This window comes from uncultured Rikenella sp., assembly GCF_948810725.1.
GTDB lineage: Bacteria > Bacteroidota > Bacteroidia > Bacteroidales > Rikenellaceae > Rikenella.
Window position 1 is genome coordinate 37,602 of the sequence record NZ_CAQIVA010000008.1, and the last position, 16,253, is coordinate 53,854.

General features: G+C 62.6%; 10 protein-coding genes and 1 tRNA gene. 5 read left to right on the forward strand and 6 right to left on the reverse strand.

Annotated features, from left to right (window positions below):
* Positions 1 to 86: 86 nt before the first annotated feature.
* A complete protein-coding gene (locus tag Q9S52_RS04715) occupies positions 87 to 821 on the reverse strand; it encodes a YebC/PmpR family DNA-binding transcriptional regulator (RefSeq protein ID WP_304708327.1) in 735 nt (244 codons plus the stop codon).
* 160 nt (positions 822 to 981) lie between these two features.
* Between Q9S52_RS04715 and Q9S52_RS04720 the strand changes: the two genes are divergently transcribed.
* Positions 982 to 2,271, forward strand: a complete 1,290-nt coding sequence (locus tag Q9S52_RS04720; RefSeq protein ID WP_304708328.1) for a DUF2851 family protein — start codon at positions 982 to 984, stop codon at positions 2,269 to 2,271.
* A gap of 74 nt (positions 2,272 to 2,345) precedes the next feature.
* Here Q9S52_RS04720 and Q9S52_RS04725 read toward each other — a convergent pair whose 3' ends face one another.
* Positions 2,346 to 2,534: a hypothetical protein gene (locus Q9S52_RS04725; protein ID WP_297626010.1), complete on the reverse strand. Its 189-nt coding sequence runs from the start codon at positions 2,532 to 2,534 to the stop codon at positions 2,346 to 2,348.
* A gap of 135 nt (positions 2,535 to 2,669) precedes the next feature.
* Positions 2,670 to 2,742 (reverse strand) — tRNA-Phe (locus Q9S52_RS04730).
* Between the two features lie 79 nt (positions 2,743 to 2,821).
* Between Q9S52_RS04730 and Q9S52_RS04735 the strand changes: the two genes are divergently transcribed.
* Entirely contained in the window at positions 2,822 to 3,031 is a 210-nt protein-coding gene (locus tag Q9S52_RS04735; protein ID WP_304708329.1) for a hypothetical protein, read from the forward strand.
* Positions 3,032 to 3,052: 21 nt separating this feature from the next.
* Here the strand turns inward: Q9S52_RS04735 and metH are convergent, their stop codons facing one another.
* Positions 3,053 to 6,637 (reverse strand): methionine synthase, encoded by a 3,585-nt coding sequence (metH, locus tag Q9S52_RS04740; protein WP_304708330.1) that lies wholly within the window; start codon positions 6,635 to 6,637, stop codon positions 3,053 to 3,055.
* Between the two features lie 111 nt (positions 6,638 to 6,748).
* On the opposite strand from metH, the gene Q9S52_RS04745 reads away from it, so the two are divergent.
* From Q9S52_RS04745 to mutY, 3 genes are read left to right on the forward strand one after another with little or no spacing between them, the layout of a single operon-like run.
* Positions 6,749 to 7,396 (forward strand): hypothetical protein, encoded by a 648-nt coding sequence (locus Q9S52_RS04745; RefSeq protein ID WP_297626018.1) that lies wholly within the window; start codon positions 6,749 to 6,751, stop codon positions 7,394 to 7,396.
* A 5-nt stretch (positions 7,397 to 7,401) separates the two neighbouring features.
* The gene (gene ybaK, locus Q9S52_RS04750; RefSeq protein WP_300726120.1) at positions 7,402 to 7,905 is read left to right on the forward strand and encodes a Cys-tRNA(Pro) deacylase; all 504 of its coding nucleotides are present in this window, start codon (positions 7,402 to 7,404) and stop codon (positions 7,903 to 7,905) included.
* Between the two features lie 29 nt (positions 7,906 to 7,934).
* The gene (gene mutY / locus Q9S52_RS04755) at positions 7,935 to 9,020 is read left to right on the forward strand and encodes an A/G-specific adenine glycosylase (protein WP_304708331.1); all 1,086 of its coding nucleotides are present in this window, start codon (positions 7,935 to 7,937) and stop codon (positions 9,018 to 9,020) included.
* On the opposite strand, the gene Q9S52_RS04760 is transcribed toward mutY, so the two are convergent.
* Together Q9S52_RS04760 and Q9S52_RS04765 are read right to left on the reverse strand one after the other, a co-directional pair.
* Positions 9,008 to 11,338, reverse strand: coding sequence for a BamA/TamA family outer membrane protein (locus Q9S52_RS04760; RefSeq protein WP_304708332.1), 2,331 nt, complete (start codon positions 11,336 to 11,338; stop codon positions 9,008 to 9,010). The two genes, mutY and Q9S52_RS04760, sit on opposite strands and share 13 nt — an antisense overlap.
* Positions 11,335 to 16,155 (reverse strand): translocation/assembly module TamB domain-containing protein, encoded by a 4,821-nt coding sequence (locus tag Q9S52_RS04765; protein ID WP_304708333.1) that lies wholly within the window; start codon positions 16,153 to 16,155, stop codon positions 11,335 to 11,337. The genes Q9S52_RS04760 and Q9S52_RS04765 overlap by 4 nt, the downstream gene beginning before the upstream one ends.
* Between the last annotated feature and the right edge of the window lie 98 nt (positions 16,156 to 16,253).

Consider the following 16,253-nt stretch of genomic DNA (forward strand, 5'->3'; position numbering starts at 1 on the left):
CCATCTGCCGCAAACGGAAATGGGCTTGTATCTTTTCGATAAGATACAAGCCCATGATATCGTTTAAAAAAACGCGCGCGAGAGAACTATTCCTCTTTCATATTGTGGTAGACCCGCTGCACATCCTCGTCCTCCTCGAACTTTTCGAGCAGCTTCTCGATCGACTCCCGTTGTTCCGCCGTCACCTCCTTCTGATCCGTCGGAATCCGTTCGAACTCCCCGCTCAGAATCTCGTAACCCTTCTCCTCCAAGTAGTTCTGAATCTTGCTGAACGAATCGTACGCCCCGTACATCACAATCTCCTGTACCCCCTCTTCGTTCTCTTCCGCAAACACCTCGTCCACCCCGTAGTCGATCATCTCCAGCTCGAACTCCTCCAAATCCAACCCCTGCGGCGTCTTGATCTTGAACACCGACTTGCGCTCGAACATGAAATCCAGGCTCCCCGTCGTCCCCAGCGAACCGCCCGCCTTGTTGAAGTAGCTCCGCACATTGGCCACCGTCCGCGTGTTGTTGTTCGTCGCCGCTTCCACCACGATCGCGATCCCGAACGGCCCGTAACCGTCGTACTGGATCTCTTTGTAGTCCGTATCCGTGTCTTTCGAGACCGCCCGTTTGATGGCCCGTTCGATGTTGTCTTTCGGCATGTTTTCCGACTTCGCCGTCTGGATCAGCATCCGGAGCCGCGGATTGGAGTTCGGATCCGGCCCGCCGGCCTTCACCGCGATGACGATCTCCTTGCCCAGCCGGGTGAATGTTTTGGCCATATTTCCCCAGCGTTTGAGTTTACGCGCCTTGCGGAATTCAAAAGCTCTTCCCATAATATCGAATTTCGGTGATACTGTGTATTTTTCGTGTCGCAAATATAGGGGATTTCCGGCGAAAAAGAAAGCGAGACTTTCGTTCCGAAACGCTATCTTTGGAAAACAATGCCGCTCGGAGGAAAAGACCGTGCGGCGGACGGTTTTAGCGAAACAATTTATGACCGAAAATCAAACAAGGAGCTTTCTGGCGCTCGTGTGGGGCCATCGTCTGTTCCGGGACGATCAGTTGGAGGTCGGGGAGGTTGGCGAATGTGCCGTCGAGCATCCGGGGTATGCTGCCGAAACGGCTGCCGATTCCGATGCGTCGATCCCCTCGCCGGATTTCGCACAGGCTGCCGTTCGGATCGGAGCGACGACGCTTTACGGAGCGGTGCGGGTGGATGGTCGGGCTTCGACGTGGCGCGACGGGGGACGGATGAGCGATCCGGCTTTCGACAGCGTAGCTTTTCACGTGGTGGGCGAACGCGATCGCGTGTTGGTGCGGAACGGGCGGGAGGTGCCGACGCTCGTATTGAAGCCCTCGGAGGAGCTGGTCGGCTGGTACGCCGAATCGCTTGCCACGGCCGCAGAGGGTCGGGGAGGAGCGTGTGCCGAGTTTTTTGGCGGTCTGGCCGGGGTGGAGCAGGGGCAGATCGTGTCACGGTTGCTGGCGGATCGGTTGCGACGCAAGACGGCCGAGGTCGAACGGTTGCGGGCCGATTTGGGCGGAGATTGGGACGAGACGGCGTATGTCTGTTATCTGCGTTCGCTGGGGATGGGGGATCAGAAACGTTCCTACGAGGCGTTGGCGAGGTCGATCCCTTTGCGTTGTTTCGTCCGTTGCGGAGGCGATGTGCGGCAGGCCGAGGCGTTGTTGCTGGGGCAGTCGGGCTATCTGAGCGGGGTGTTCGAGGCGGAACCGGCCGTTCGGCAGTGGCAGGATATCTATTTGTCGCTGAAAAAGGAGTACGGGTTGTTGCGACCGGTGGTGTCGTGGGCCGGAGCGGGCGTTCGGCCGGTGTCGCTGCCTTCGACGATGCTGCTGAGGGCGGCGGCGTTGCTGGTTCGGGCGACACAGTTGTCGGAGCGGGTGCGCGAGGCGGCGATGCAGGGGATGACGGCGTTGCGCGAGTTGTTCGGAGGGGCGGAACAGGGGATGAGCGTTCAGAAGGTGGATTTGCGGATCATCAATTTCGTGATTCCGCTGCTGACGGCGATGGGGCGTGCGACTCGCGACACGGGGTTGCAGGAGAGGGCGTTGGCGCTCTACGACGAGGTGGCGCCGGAGTCGAACCGCTATACCCGGGTGTGGGCCGGAGCGTTCCGGCCGGAAAGCGCGTCGGACTCGCAGGCGTTGATTCAGTTGAGTACGGAATATTGTGCCCGGGGGCGGTGTGCGGATTGTCCGGTGGGGGTGTTGCGGGCGGTTCGTCTGTGGCGCGGGCTGAAGGGAGTGGGCGTTAAGTGAGGGGGCGATAGGTTGTGTCGGGGAGCGTTCGGATCATTCCGGCCTCTTAACCCACCGCGTGCGCGCCTTCCCGTTTATTCCGAGAGGCAACGCAACTGAAAACCGTAGGCACGTCCGTCCGAACTGCTGAAGCGGAACCAAGTTCCGCCAAAGCCCAAATTCAGGCCGTTGGTGTCGCTTGCCGAGGAAGACCAACTGTAGCCTTGTTCGCCGATGCTCAGCAGGCTACCCGCCAGGTTGTGGCGGTAGCCCGGGGCGGCCATGTCGACAGGGAGTTGGTTGATTATTCCGATGTCCGGGTGAATTTCGGTTTAACTTGGGGTGTCCAAAGCCACGAAAATCAGCCGCGCAAAGCACAAAAAAAGCGCCTACATGAGACTGTAGACGCTGATCTTAAGTGGTGCCACTCGGAATCGAACCAAGGACACAAGGATTTTCAGTCCTTTGCTCTACCAACTGAGCTATGGCACCCCTTGTTTGCAGTGCAAAGGTAGACAAAATTTCGGAACCTCCAAATTTCGTTGTCAAAATTTTCGCGGAAAGTAATTTCATGTGCTCCAAGGATGCTCAGTACCCCGCCCCGGGCGTTCGCCATCGGGATACGGGAGAGCCGATGGGCGTCGGTAACGATGGGTACAGTTCGTCGTCATCGGTCAACGGTACCAATGGTCTGTACTTGGGTTTCTTCACACAGAATCTTTATTCCAGCCGTGCATACAGCTGTGCCCACGGTCTTCAGTTGCGTTGCCTCTCGGAATAAACGGAACGGGAGAAACACGGGTTATCGCACCTGATTCGGCAGCAGACGGCGTAACTCGTCCGCCGAACGCCCCGTCCGTTGCGCGTAATCCGCTAATTGCTCGTCGTTTATCTGTCCCACCGAGAAATAACGTGCCTCCGGATGGGCGAAAACGAGACCCGAAACGGCCGAGGTCGGCTGCATCATGAAATTCTCCGTCAGACGCAGCGGAATCTCTCCCTCGACATCCAACAGGTCGAAAATCAGTCGTTTGCCCGCGTGATCCGGAGCCGACGGATAGCCTATGGCCACCCGTATCCCTTCCGAACCGGCCGGAAAACCCCACCACTCATCCCGCAACCGGGCCGACAGCTCCGTCGCAAAGGCCTCTGCCAGACGATCGCAAAGTATGCGGGCCATGATGTTTTCGTAATCGGAATCGCCGCGGAAATCGCACGTCACCCCCAAGGCGAACAGAGCGATGTGATCCTGCGGCGCGCCCGCAGTCGGCCCCGGCGAAATGAAGTCCGCGAGCGAGAGGTTGGTTGCGTGATTCGCCTCCTGATTCCGCAGGCAGGCGAACCGAATCTCCGGTGCACCGCATCCGCACGAAGTGCCGTCGGTGTGGCAACAGCCTCGGATCAGCAAGTCGTCTCCCTCGCTCCGCGCCGGCACGATCGCCACCACTGCATCTGCCCGCACCTCGCCCGAGGCGAGCAGCCGACGCAGCATGGTCTGGGCGTCGTCGAACAATCGCCGTGCCTCTTCGCCCTTGGTCGGATGGTCGAAAATCTCCGGATAACGCCCCCTCAAGTCCCACTCGGCGAAAAAATAGCTCCAGTCGATCCGCTCCGCGAGTCCCTCCAGCGGATAACGGGTCAGCACCCGTTTGCCGAGCTGTCGGGGTTGAGCCACCGTTCCGGCGTTGAAATCCAATTCGAGTTTGTGCGCCCGCGCTTCGCTCAACGGACGCAGTTCGCCGGCCGCACGCTGGGTGGCATACTGCTGCCGCAACTCCTCCTGTCGGGCTCGGTAGCGTGTTGCAAATCCCGGCTCTTTCAAAATACGGTTCACTAATCGGACGCAGTTCGAAGCGTCGGTCGAGTGGGCCACCAGACCGCTATAGAAGGGGGCGATTTTCACCGCCGTGTGAAGCTCCGAGGTCGTCGCTCCGCCCACGCAGATCGGTATCCGCAGGCCTGCCCGTTCGAACCGTTCGGCCACCACGCGCATCTCCTCCAACGACGGGGTGATCAGCCCCGAGAGGATCACCGCATCAACCTGTTCGGCCATCGCCGCCTCTACGATCCGTTCCGGCGGTGTCATCACCCCCAGATCTACGATCCGGTAGCCGTTGCAGGTCAGGACGACCGACACGATGTTCTTGCCGATGTCGTGCACGTCGCCTTTGACCGTGGCGATCAGCAGTTTGGCTCCCTGTTCCGTCGTCCGGTCGTGCGAGATGAAGGGTTCCAGCACCGAGACCGCCTGTTTCATCACCCGGGCCGACTTGACGACCTGGGGCAGGAACATCTTCCCGGCTCCGAACCGCTCTCCCACCTCGCTCATCCCGGCCATCAGCACGCGGTTGATCACTTCGATAGCCGAACCGTGCTTCTCATAAGCCTCCTGGGTGTCCGCTTCGATATGCGTCGTCGCTCCCTGAACCAGCGCGTGGATAATCCGCTCTTCGACCGTTCCGTCGCGCCGGGCGTCGTGCTTTGTCGTTGCGGCTGCGCCGGTTTCGGCGGCGTGCGACCCGGCATATGCCGTGAGCCGTTCCGCCGCGTCGTCCCGGCGGTTCAGTATCACGTCTTCGCAAAGCGTCAGCAACTCCGGGTCGATGTCGTCGTAAATCCGTAGCATCGAGGGGTTGACGATCCCCATGTCCATCCCGGCGCGGGTGGCGTGGTAGAGGAAGACCGAGTGCATCGCTTCGCGAACCGGGTTGTTGCCTCGGAACGAGAACGAGAGATTGCTGACTCCGCCGCTCACCCGTGCTCCGGGGCAGTGGCGTTTGATCCAGGCGGTCGCTTCGATAAAGGCCCGTCCGTAGTCGTCGTGCTCTTCGATGCCGGTGGCCACGGCCAGTATGTTGGGGTCGAAAATAATATCTTCGGCTGGAAATCCGTTCTCTGTCAGGAGTTTATAAGCCCGTTCCGCCACTTCGATTTTGCGCTCGTAGGAGTCGGCCTGTCCCCGCTCGTCGAAGAGCATGACGACGGCTGCCGCTCCGAAGGCCCGCACGCGGCGCGCGTGGTCGAGAAAAAGCGCTTCGCCCTCCTTGAGCGAGAGGGAGTTGACGACCGCTTTTCCCTGCACGACCCGCAGCCCGGCTTCGATCACCCGCCAGTCCGACGAGTCGATCATCACGGGCCGTTGGGCGATTTCGGGCTCTGCTGCCGTCAGGTTCAGAAAGTCGGTCATCGCCCGTTCGGCATCGATCATCGGCGCGTCCATGCAGACGTCGATCACCTGGGCACCCCCTTCGACCTGTTCGGCGGCCACGGCCAGCGCTTCGGCGTACTGCCGTTCGCGGATCAGCCGGGCGAACCGGGCCGAACCCGCCACGTTCGTTCGTTCGCCGACGTTCACGAAGTTGGACGCCGGTTCGATCCGGACGATGTCGAGCCCCGCCAGCACCGTCGCGCCGCCGTTGTCCTGCGGCGCGCGGAAGGTGCGCGGTTTGTATTTTTTAGCGACTTCGGCAATCGCCCGGATGTGTTCCGGCGTGGTTCCGCAGCATCCGCCGACGATGTTCAACAGCCCGCTTTTGAGGTATTCCTCGATGATAACGGCCATCTGTTCCGCGCTTTCGTCGTACCCGCCCAGCACGTTCGGCAGTCCGGCGTTGGGGTGGGCCGAAACGGCCCCCTTGGCCACCCGACCGAGCCGTTCGACGTAGGGCATCATCTGCCGCGCCCCGAAAGCGCAGTTCAGCCCGATGCTCAGCAGGTCGCCGTGCTCGACCGAGGCGTAGAAGGCTTCGACGGTCTGGCCCGACAGGAGCCGTCCGCTGGCGTCGGTGATCGTGCCGCTGACCATCAGCGGAATCGAACGGTTGCCGATCAGCGTCCGGAGGGCGTAGATGGCCGCTTTGCAGTTGAGTGTGTCGAAGACGGTCTCGATCAGGATCAGGTCGGCTCCGCCGTCGATCAGGCCGCGCATCTGTTCGGCGTATCCTTCGGCCAGTTCGTCGAAGGTGATGTTGCGCAGACCGGGGTCGTTCACGTCGGGTGACATCGAGGCGCTCCGGTTGGTCGGCCCGACGGAGCCGGCCACGAACCGGGCCCGGCCGTCCTGCCGTTCGAACCGGTCGGCCACGCTGCGGGCCAGTGCGGCGGCGGTTTTGTTGAGCTCCCAGGTGCGTGTCTGCAATCCGTAGTCTCGCAGCGATACGGGGTTGGCGTTGAAGGTGTCGGTCGAAACGATATCGGCTCCGGCCTCCAGATAGGCGGCGTGGATCTCCTCGAGCACGTCGGGGCGGCTCACGACCAGATAGTCGTTGCAGCCGACGTGGCCGTCGTAGTCGGATTCGGTCAGCCCTCGGGCCTGGATCAGGGTGCCCAGCCCGCCGTCGAGTATCAGGATCCGGTCTTGGAGCTCCCGGCGAATGTCGCGTTGCATAGTCGTCTGAAAAATAATGGTGCAAAGATAAGGGATGTCATCGGTTTCTGCTTCGGAAGGTGCCGGGAATCGCCGGGGCGAGTTATCTTTGTAGGACGGATTGATTGAATTATGATACCTTCCATTCTTCTCCTTACGGCGACGGAGCTCGAACAGCGACCGTTGCGGGCCCGGGTGGGCGATCGGTTCGGCGACCGGCCCGTGCGGTGGATGGTCGGCGGCATGGGAGCCGGAGCGACCGGGGTGGCCGTTTCGCGGGCGGTTCGCGAGGGGTGGCCCTGTCTGGCGATACAAGCCGGGATTGCGGGCATATTGCCCGGCACGTCGCTCACGTTGGACGATGTCGTTCTGGTCGGGAGCGACCGGCAGGCCGATATCGGCGCATGGAGGCCCGAGACGGGCCGTTTCGAATCGTTCGACAAGCTGCCGGAGGCGCAGCCCGTGGCGTGTCCCTATGTGGGGGCGTTGAAGGATCGTTTCCGGGTGGTGGCGGCCCGGTCGGCCAATAGTGCCTGTTCGCCGTTGCCGCTGCACGGGGGCGAGGCGGTGGAGTCGATGGAAGGGGCCGCTTTCTTTGCGGTGTGTCGGGACGAGGGGGTGCCGTTTCTGCAACTGCGCGCGCTGTCGAACCGGACAGGCGATCCGCGGTCGGAGTGGCGCATTCCGGAGGCGCTGGAACGCTTGACGGAGGGGTTGGTGCGGTTGTTGGAGTGCCTGCCGGAGGGGTGTCGTTTCGCGGATCGGCTGTTGAATCGTTGATATTTATGAAAGTGACGAAAACCAATGCCGCCCGGCTGCTCGACCGGGCGGGAATCGAGTACGAACTGGTGCCTTACGTGGTGGATGAGGAGCATCTGGATGCGGTGCATGTGGCCGAACAGCTGGGCGAGGATGTCCGGCAGGTCTTCAAGACGCTGGTCTTGCGGGGCGACCGGAACGGGATACTGGTCTGTGTGATTCCGGGCGACCGCGAGGTAGATCTCAAGGCGGCGGCGCGGGTGTCGGGCAATAAGAGCGTGGCGATGATCCACCTCCGCGAGCTGCTCGAAACGACCGGATATATCCGAGGCGGCTGTTCGCCGATCGGGATGAAGCGCGCCTTTCCGACCTTTATCGACGAGAGTTGCCGGCAGTTCGATCGCATTTACATCAGCGCCGGGGTGAGGGGGTTGCAGATCGCGCTGGCTCCGGACGACCTGATCCGCTTTGCGCGGCTCGGCGTGGCGTCGCTGACCGGGCCGACGGAGAGCGGGGAGGAGGGGAAATAATTTTTCGGCCGATTTCGTTTTTTGATTCTATGGACTTCAACGCTCTGATCGACTGGTATATCGAAAATCACCGTCCGCTGCCGTGGCGCGAAACGCGCGACCCGTATCGGATTTGGCTCTCGGAGGTGATCCTCCAGCAGACGCGGGTGGCGCAGGGGATGGAGTATTATCTCCGTTTCGTGGAGCGTTTCCCGGAGGTGACCGATCTGGCGGCGGCCGGCGAGGACGAGGTGATGAAGCTCTGGCAGGGGCTGGGCTACTACAGTCGGGCGCGCAACCTGCATGCGGCGGCCCGGCAGGTCGCGGAGCGGCACGGAGGAGTTTTTCCGACGGACTATGCGGCTGTCCGGGCGTTGCGCGGAGTGGGGGATTATACGGCGGCGGCGATCGTCTCGTTCTCGACCGATGCGCCGTATGCCGTGGTGGACGGGAATGTCTATCGGGTGGCGAGCCGTCTGTTGGATATCGATACGCCGATCGACACGACGGCCGGACGAAAGGAGTTCGCTGCGGCGGCACAGAGGCTGCTGGAGGAGTTTCTGGAGACGGTCGGGCGAAAGGGCGAGGGGGCCGGACGGTACAATCAGGCGGTGATGGAGCTCGGGGCGTTGGTCTGCACGCCGCGGTCGCCGCAGTGCGAGGCGTGCCCGCTGGGGGCGACGTGTCTGGCCCGGCGGAACGGAACGGTGGCCGAGCGGCCGGTCAAGCAGGGGCGGACGGTGCAGACGCCGAGGTGGTTCAACTACCTGCATCTGGTCGACCGGCAGGGGCGAACGGTGGTCTGCCGACGCGAGGGGAACGATATTTGGCGGGGGCTGTACGAATTTCCGCTCGTCGAGACGGATGGAGAGTGTGATTTCGACGCTTTGCCGCTTCCGGTCGACGGAACGGATTGGGTGTGGAGAGGGGCGGTGCGGATGCCGAAGCACGTCTTGTCGCACCGCATTATCCACGCGACCTTCCACCGGATCGAGCTTCCGGATCTGACGGCCGGCGAGTGGCCCGAGGGATGGTGCGTGATTCCGGTGGCGCGGCTGGGCGATTATGCGGTGGCGCGGCTCACGGAGCTCTACCTGTCGCGCGCCGCGGCCGACGGCTCGCATCAGAAAGGATAGCCGATCGCCAGATGGAGGCCCAGTCCGTCTTTGAATTTCGAAATGTTGTAATAGCCTCGCTTGTCCGGATTCGGATACGGCGTGTGGATGCCGATCCCCATGTCCAGCCGGAGCACCAGCACGCTGATGTCGTAGCGCAGCCCGACGCCCGTTCCGAGGGCGATCTCTTTCCAGAAATTTTTTGCCCGCAGCACGCCTCCGGGGCGTTGAGGGTCGTTTTTCAGCAGCCAGATATTACCTGCGTCCACGAAAACGGCGCCTCCCAAACGTCCCATGATCTTGAACCGCATCTCGACGTTGGCTTCCAGCTTGAAACTCCCCGTCTGATCCCAGTAGCCGTTCACCATCTCCTTCGGCGGACGGTAGCTCCCGGGGCCCAGCGACCGCACCGTGAAAGCCCGGATGCTGTTCGCCCCGCCGATGTAGAACTGCTCGCTGTAGGGCATCACTTTCGAATTGCCGTAGGCATAGCCTGCGCCGATCAGGAACCGCGAAACCAGCCAGTTGTCCAGTCCCACGCGGTGGTACCACTTCACCTCGGCCGTCCCCTTGACGAACTGCGAGAAGGGGCTGCCGAAGAGCCGTTTCTCGCCGTGCGACCCGAAGAGGCCGTAGAGGCCCGCCAAGATATTTCCGGCCTCGGTGACTGTCCCTTGGAAAATGAACCGGTTCCGCTGTCGCGAGCCGTACAGCCGGTCGAAGGTGTAGGCGTAGCTGATGGCTGGGATGAACTGGTTGCTGAAGCTCAGCGCCACGGCCGGATTCTGCTGCATCGTCGAGTCGAAGACGTGCGAGGTGTGGAGCAACCGGTTGTAGGTCAGCTTGAAGATCGTCAGGTTGTGCGAACTGTAGGGCGATGTCCGGAAGTCGAATCCCGCCGAGAGGTTCAGCGAGAGCATCCGGAAGTATTTCGGCCGGTTCATCAGGTCGGCCCCGATCTTGTAGGTCGTGTGGGCCGGGTAGGTGAAGCCCCGGTAGCGGAAGCCCGGCGCCAGAATGCGCGGCACGCTCAGCGAGGCATTCAGGCCGAATTCATAGGAGTTGACGGCCGAAGGCCGGGTTTCGTACTGGCTCTTGTTCCCCGTTTGCCACTCGTAAGAGCCTGTCAGGTTGAGGGCCAGCACTTCGCCTCCCTTGAAAATGTTGTTGTGTCGCAGTCCGAAAGTCACTCCGGGCCCCAGATAGCTGTTCGATTTGGAGTTGAAGTCGGCTTCGAACTCGGCCTGCATCGGTTTGTCGAACGCCGCGTAGATGTGGACATTCAGTGAGTCTTGGCCTTCGTGCAGCGAGTCCAGCGGCGGCACCGAGAGGCTCACCGAGTTGAATATCCCCAGCTTGTTGAGATCGCTCTGGGTTCGGTTCTGGGCTTCGACGTTGAAGATCTGGCCCGGTTTCAGGCGGATCGTGCCGGCCAGAATGCGCGGGCGGATCTTCAGCGGCTGTTGGTAGCGCACCCGGACGTCGCCCAGAGTCATCGTGTCGAAGGGGCCCGGCACCGGATTGACCAGCGTCACCTGTACGTTCCCGATTCGGTAAGGCTGCATGGCGGCGGGCGGAATCCCGTCGGCCAGCCGCATCCGCAGCGATACCCGGTAAGGCGCCTGGGTCGTGTCGGCGTCGTAGGCGATGTACTCCGGACGGAAGTAGTAATAACCTAAGCTCCGCAGCGTCGTGGTGATCCGGTTGCGCTCGGCCACCAGCGTGTCGAGGTTGTAAACGGCCCCTTTGCGGAGCAGCGTCCCGGCGTGCAGGCTGTCCACGATGCGTCCCACCCGGCCCGGAGCCGTGAGGTACTCGATCGAGTCGTAGGTGTAGGGCGCCGAGACGGTGAACCGGTAGTTCACTTTCGCTTTCTGGTCGGGTTTGTGTTTGCTCGGCACCAGTTCGTAGCTGCCGTGGGCGTCGAAGTAGCCGTGGTTTTCGAAGAGTTGTTCGGTGACCTTGACGCGCAGTTCGGGCCGGACTTTCGAAATCAGCACCGGCGGCTTGGCCAGCCGTTTGTAGAACCAGTATTTGAACCCTTTCTCTTTCGGCGTGTAGAGGTAGTTCCACGCCCAGAGCCGGATCGGGATGCCGGTTCGCCAGTAGGGCGACCACAGCGCATTGTTCGGAGCCACGTTCAGCGGCTGCCGGACGGCCGAAATCACTTCGGCCGGAATCCGCAGGCTGTCTTCGGCCGGCGTGAAAGTCATCTTTCGGACGCCGGTGTAGAGCACTTCGCCTTTGCCCAGCCGCCGGGTGGTCGAGCACGAAACGAAGGCGGCCAGGCCGCCCAGCAGCAGGGTGGAGCAGAGGATATGTCGGAAAAGGTGTCTCATCGGGGTTGTTCGTTTGGAGTGGTCTGCGGTTCGGCGGGACGGGTCGCCTCCTCTTTCTCGGCCTGCCGTTGCAGGCGTCTCTCTTCGCGTCTCTCCTGTCGGGCCGCCTTGCGGGCCTCTTTCACCTCTTTTTTCTCCGGGGTGAGCCGGAACAGGTCGCCCAGTTTCAGAATCTTCTTGCGCACGCCGAACCCGACGCCCGTTTCGGTTACGTCGCCCTCCAGAATGCTCTCGAAGTTGGTCTCGCGAAACGCCTTCAGGTACATGTTGTCGCGCCGCGTGAGCTGGTACTCCAGCGAGATGTCGTCGATCAGGTTTTCGGCGGCGTTCTGGTTCGGGTCGCCCGTCGTCACCTTGCCGCCCACGGCCACCCGCACCCGGTTGTCGAAGAATTTCTTCGAGAGCTTGTAGGAGTAGTCGGTTCGGGTGCCGCCCGGCCCTGCCGCCGGATCGTCGTAGGAGTCGACGCCGAACGAGAGATCGACGCCCGGCAGGCTGTTCTGGGCCCATTGGTTCAGCTCTTTGGCGATGAACGAATTGAGCGGATTTCCCGTATTGACCTTGGCCGAAGTACCCGGGCCGGTGTAGGTGTTGTAGATCAGGAGGCTCATCGCCTGGTTCTGGCGTTGTTCCGGCGTCAGCGAGGCCAGCTGGTTCTGGAGCGTCAAGTCTTCGGGCGCGGCGAGGTCGAACCCCACGTCGAGCTGTTGCATCGAGCCGCTGATGGCGATGATGATCCGGAAGGTCACCTGTCGCGAAGTCTGGTCTTCCATCGTGACGGTCGTGCGGAGCGTCTGCGCCGCTCGGATCGAGAAGGTCGGATCGGCGATATCGCCCGTCCAGCTCACGTAGCCGCCCGGCGAGATGGCGAAATCTTTGGTCGAGATCACCGGCGGGCTGTATCGCACGCGACCGCCCGAGAGTTCGTATTTCCCGGCGAAACGGGTGTCGCCCAGCCGGTTCATCGCATAGGTGAGCGTGCCGCCACCTTGCAGGTCGATGCGGTTCTGGCCGTCTTCGGACAGGTAGACCGAAATTTCGACGTCGGGGTCGATCGAAACGTTCATCAGCATGTCGATCCCGGTCGGGCGGATGATTGCCGGAGGCCGCATGGCATAGACCGTCGTGGTGTCGTTGAAGGCGGTGAAGTTCACGACGTTCTGGGACTGGTCGCGGATGCTCATGGGCGATTCCCGCATGACGTAGGTCACCTCGGTGCCGGTCAGCAGGGTGGCATTGCCGCGGATGTTCAGCGCGTCTAACGGCCCGCGCATCCGGGCCGAGAGGTCGGCGCTCGCCCGGCCGAAGACCATTGCGCTCATGTTCTTTTCCACGTTTACCAGCTGGAAGTCGGAGGCTTCGATGCGCAGGTCGGTGGCGATCTGTTGGAAGTCGTGCAGGTCGATGTAGCCGTTCACCGTCAGGGGCTGTCGGTTGGGAGCGATCAGGCCCCAGTCGTTGAACAGTACCCGTCCGCCTTGCAGGAGGATCGGGTTGCCCGAAATGCCGAACCGGGTTCCGATGGCGGCCACGTCGACGGCTGTTTTGATGAATTGCAACGAGCCGTTCAGCTGCAAAGCGTCGGTCGGGCCGTCGGCTTCGATGTGTCCGGCGAGCTTTCCGGTCAGACTGCCCGAGCCTTCCGGCAGGAACGGATTGAGCACCTCCAGCGGAATGCCGGGCAGGTCGGCCGTCAGTCGCACGGCCCGGGCCGTGTCGGCCGGATGGTAGTGTCCGGCGAGCGAAAGGGCGGGCTGGCGGTTGATCGAGAGGTCGGCCGAGCCCTGTTGTCCGTTGTGGGCTTCGCCTCGGTAGGCGAGACGCAGGCCGATGTCGCCCACCGAACGGTTTTCGTAACGGAGGGTGTCGATGGCGATCGTTCCTTGGGCGGCCAGCAGACTGTCGGCCAGCCCGAACGTCAGGTCGAGCCCCAATCGCCCGCCGACCGGCGGAGCTTTGGGCAGGAGGTTCAGCGCGCCTGCGATGTCGAATCCGGTGACTCCTAACCGGAGGCTGCCGGCGGGCATGTCGTTCGCCGTGGACGATTGCAGCGAGAAGGATTGCCCGGGTCGTTGGACCCGCAGGTCGGCGGTCAGACTCCGGTCGAAAGCGTAGCGGACGTAGTTGCCGCCGTTGACCGACCATTCCGAGAATCCGAAGACGGGCCGGCGCGGTACGAGGTTCACTGTCACCGCACTGTCGGTCAGCGTCCCGCGCAGGCCGAAGTCGAGCCCTTTGCGCCCCTGCCGGTCGAGCTGCACCAGCCTGACCAGAGCCGAGTTGCCGGAGGCGTTGCCGTCGAGAAAGATCGAGCCGAGCCGGTTCATATTGCCGGGCCGGTTGCCCAGTCGGGCGAAGTAGCGCAGGCGGCCGTTCCGGGAACCGATGCCGGCCTTGATGGTGTCGAGGACGATTCCCTGGGTCGAGAAACGATTGATTTCGGCCTGGATGCCGAACGGTTTGCCGTGTGTCGTTCTTCCCGTCAGCGTGGCCTGCCCGAAGCCCATCCCCCGGGCGAGCAGATAGTTGTTCAGGATGTTGTTCCGCCCGGCCCGGAAGTCGAGCGAGAAAGGAGGCAGCGTATATCCGATGGTGTCGGCGTCGATTCGGCCGGCGCGGATCTGGCGTTGGATTTCGGCGATCGCCCGGTCGAAACCGCCGGCCAGCGAGTCGAGCCCAACGGCCGACCGGAAGGTCAGTTGCAGGTCGCCGGATGAGACATCTGCCCGGGCATGTGCCGAGTCGGCTTCGGCTGTCAGGGTCGTGCGGTTCACCGTGTTTTCGAACGTGCCGTAGCGTACCCGGACGGTGTCGAGGACGACGGTCGCCGTGTAGGCTTTGGTCTCGGTGGCCGATGCTGCGGCGCGGAGCCGCAACGAGGCGTTGGCCGGTTGGGCGACGAGGTGCATGCGTTCGAGGTCGAGTTGCGCAATCCGTCCCTCGATGCTTGCCTCCTGCCGGGCTCGTGTGAGCAGCCCGCCGAAATGCAGGTCGGCGTTCAGGGCCCGGTTTTCGCCGACGAACCGTCCCCGGAACCGATGGTCGGCCAGAGCGGCGGTGAGCGACAGGCCGCCGAAGTCGAACCGATCGTAGACGGCCTGAACGATCCGTGTCTCGATATCGGCGGTCGTTTGCGGCGAGAAGGGGTCGAAACCGTGCCCTGCGGCCCGGATGGCGAAGGTGGCGATGCTCGACGAGTCGGTCGGGAGGAAGGCGTAGAGCGGCAGGCTGTCCGCTTCGATCCGGGCTGTGTACCGTTCGCTGCGCGGGATGAACGAACCTTCGGCGGTCAGTTTGCCGGTTCCGGCCCACAGGGTCGCGAGGCCTTCGAACCGCCCGGCGGCAGCCCGCAGGTCGCTGTGCAGCCGCATCCGGGGCAGCGTGATGCCGTCCGGCAGCAGGGGCGAAACGAATTGCGGATCGGTCAGTTCGCCGCTCAGGGCGATCCGGCCCTGCATCCGTTTCGGGTCGGTCGGCTGCTGCACGGAGCCGTTGGCCCGGAGGGCGAAAACGCGAGGCAGTTCGACGGAAAAACGATTCAGATTCAGCTTGTTCAGCGTTCCGCCGATCTGAGCCCCCACGGTGAGAGAGCGATTTTCCAGCTGTCGCCGCAGGGTGTCGTTCCACTCGATGAAACGAGCGAGGTCAGAGGCCCCTAAGGTCATGTCGATGCGGGCGTCGATCGGTGTGGCAGGCTCCATCGAGGCGATTCCGGCCCCGACGACGGCCTGAGCCCGAATTGTTGAAGCGGAGGTCTGTAACCGGAACGCTCTCAGCCCATACCCCGTACTGTCCATCCGGATGTCGCCGCGGGTTCGGGTGACCGCGAGACCGGAGCGTTCGGTGAAGTTCAGGTCGGCAAGGGTCGCCCGTACCTCCGTTCCGCGATTGAATACCGAGTCGATGGCGATGTTGAGACCGCTGATGACGATGTGATTCGGGTCGAAACCGGCCCGGGGCGCTCCGTACGGAAGTCCGTAGCGGACGGCGAATGCTCCCACGCGAATCGCCCCGGCGCGTATGCTCCACGGTTGGGTTGCGGTGGTGTCGGACGGTTCGGCGCTTCGTTCGGGAGCGGGCGATGCGATCGTGTCGCTCAGGTAGGCGAATCCTCCGCCGTCGAGACTCAATCGACCGACATTGACCGATTGATCGCCCAGATCGACGGCGCACGCAGCGATTTCGCCCGATTCGATCCGTGCTTTCAGGTCGCTTTCGGGCGATGTATTCCGCATCGTAAACGCGATTCGGTCTAACAGCAGCCGGTCGGCGTCGATTTTCCACCGCAGCGGAGCGGCTGTCGTATCCGTTTCGGTGGTGTCGGGCCGGGCTTCGCTCAGCGTCAGGCCGACGGTGGCTCCGCTCAGCCGGATGGAGGGGATGTGGGCGGTCTGTTGAGCGAGATCGACCCGGTCGGCGGTCAGGGCCAGCTTCTGAACGCGGACTCTCAGGTCGAGGCCGCCGGTGGTGTCGTCCAGATGGAACGAAGTCTCGTCGAATTCGAACTGCCGCACGACGACCTCTTTCCGCAGCAGGGGCCACAGGGCGATGTCGGCGCGCAGGGCGGCGCATCGGAACAGGGTATCGCCCTCGGTGGTCACGGCCTGGGCGTCGTCCACGGCCAGTCGCAACGGAAAGCGGAGGCGCAACCGTTCGACGGACAGCTGCATGCCGAAGTTTTCGGAGACGTAAGCGACGGCTTTGTTCTTGATGAAGTGCTGAACCGGCGGAAGATAGAGCGCGATGACAAGCAGGACGACCATTCCGAGCAGAATGGCCGCTGTACGCAGCGCATATTTGACGATCTTGCGGAACATGGATGGGATTCGGCCGGTGGGTTGGATCTGCCTGTGCCTGTGTCGGAGGGATGCAAAATCCGTTCCTAAAATAGGGCCGTCCCGATGAAAAACGCGAT

What these genes read in the sequence shown, in the direction of transcription:
- Q9S52_RS04765 (WP_304708333.1), bottom strand. Translation starts at nt 16,155, where the DNA reads ATGTTCCGCAAGATCGTCAAATATGCGCTGCGTACAGCGGCCATTCTG.
- mutY (WP_304708331.1), top strand. Translation starts at nt 7,935, where the DNA reads ATGGACTTCAACGCTCTGATCGACTGGTATATCGAAAATCACCGTCCG.
- Q9S52_RS04745 (WP_297626018.1), top strand. Translation starts at nt 6,749, where the DNA reads ATGATACCTTCCATTCTTCTCCTTACGGCGACGGAGCTCGAACAGCGA.
- Q9S52_RS04715 (WP_304708327.1), bottom strand. Translation starts at nt 821, where the DNA reads ATGGGAAGAGCTTTTGAATTCCGCAAGGCGCGTAAACTCAAACGCTGG.
- Q9S52_RS04720 (WP_304708328.1), top strand. Translation starts at nt 982, where the DNA reads ATGACCGAAAATCAAACAAGGAGCTTTCTGGCGCTCGTGTGGGGCCAT.
- Q9S52_RS04760 (WP_304708332.1), bottom strand. Translation starts at nt 11,338, where the DNA reads ATGAGACACCTTTTCCGACATATCCTCTGCTCCACCCTGCTGCTGGGC.
- ybaK (WP_300726120.1), top strand. Translation starts at nt 7,402, where the DNA reads ATGAAAGTGACGAAAACCAATGCCGCCCGGCTGCTCGACCGGGCGGGA.
- metH (WP_304708330.1), bottom strand. Translation starts at nt 6,637, where the DNA reads ATGCAACGCGACATTCGCCGGGAGCTCCAAGACCGGATCCTGATACTC.
- Q9S52_RS04735 (WP_304708329.1), top strand. Translation starts at nt 2,822, where the DNA reads ATGTGCTCCAAGGATGCTCAGTACCCCGCCCCGGGCGTTCGCCATCGG.
- Q9S52_RS04725 (WP_297626010.1), bottom strand. Translation starts at nt 2,534, where the DNA reads ATGGCCGCCCCGGGCTACCGCCACAACCTGGCGGGTAGCCTGCTGAGC.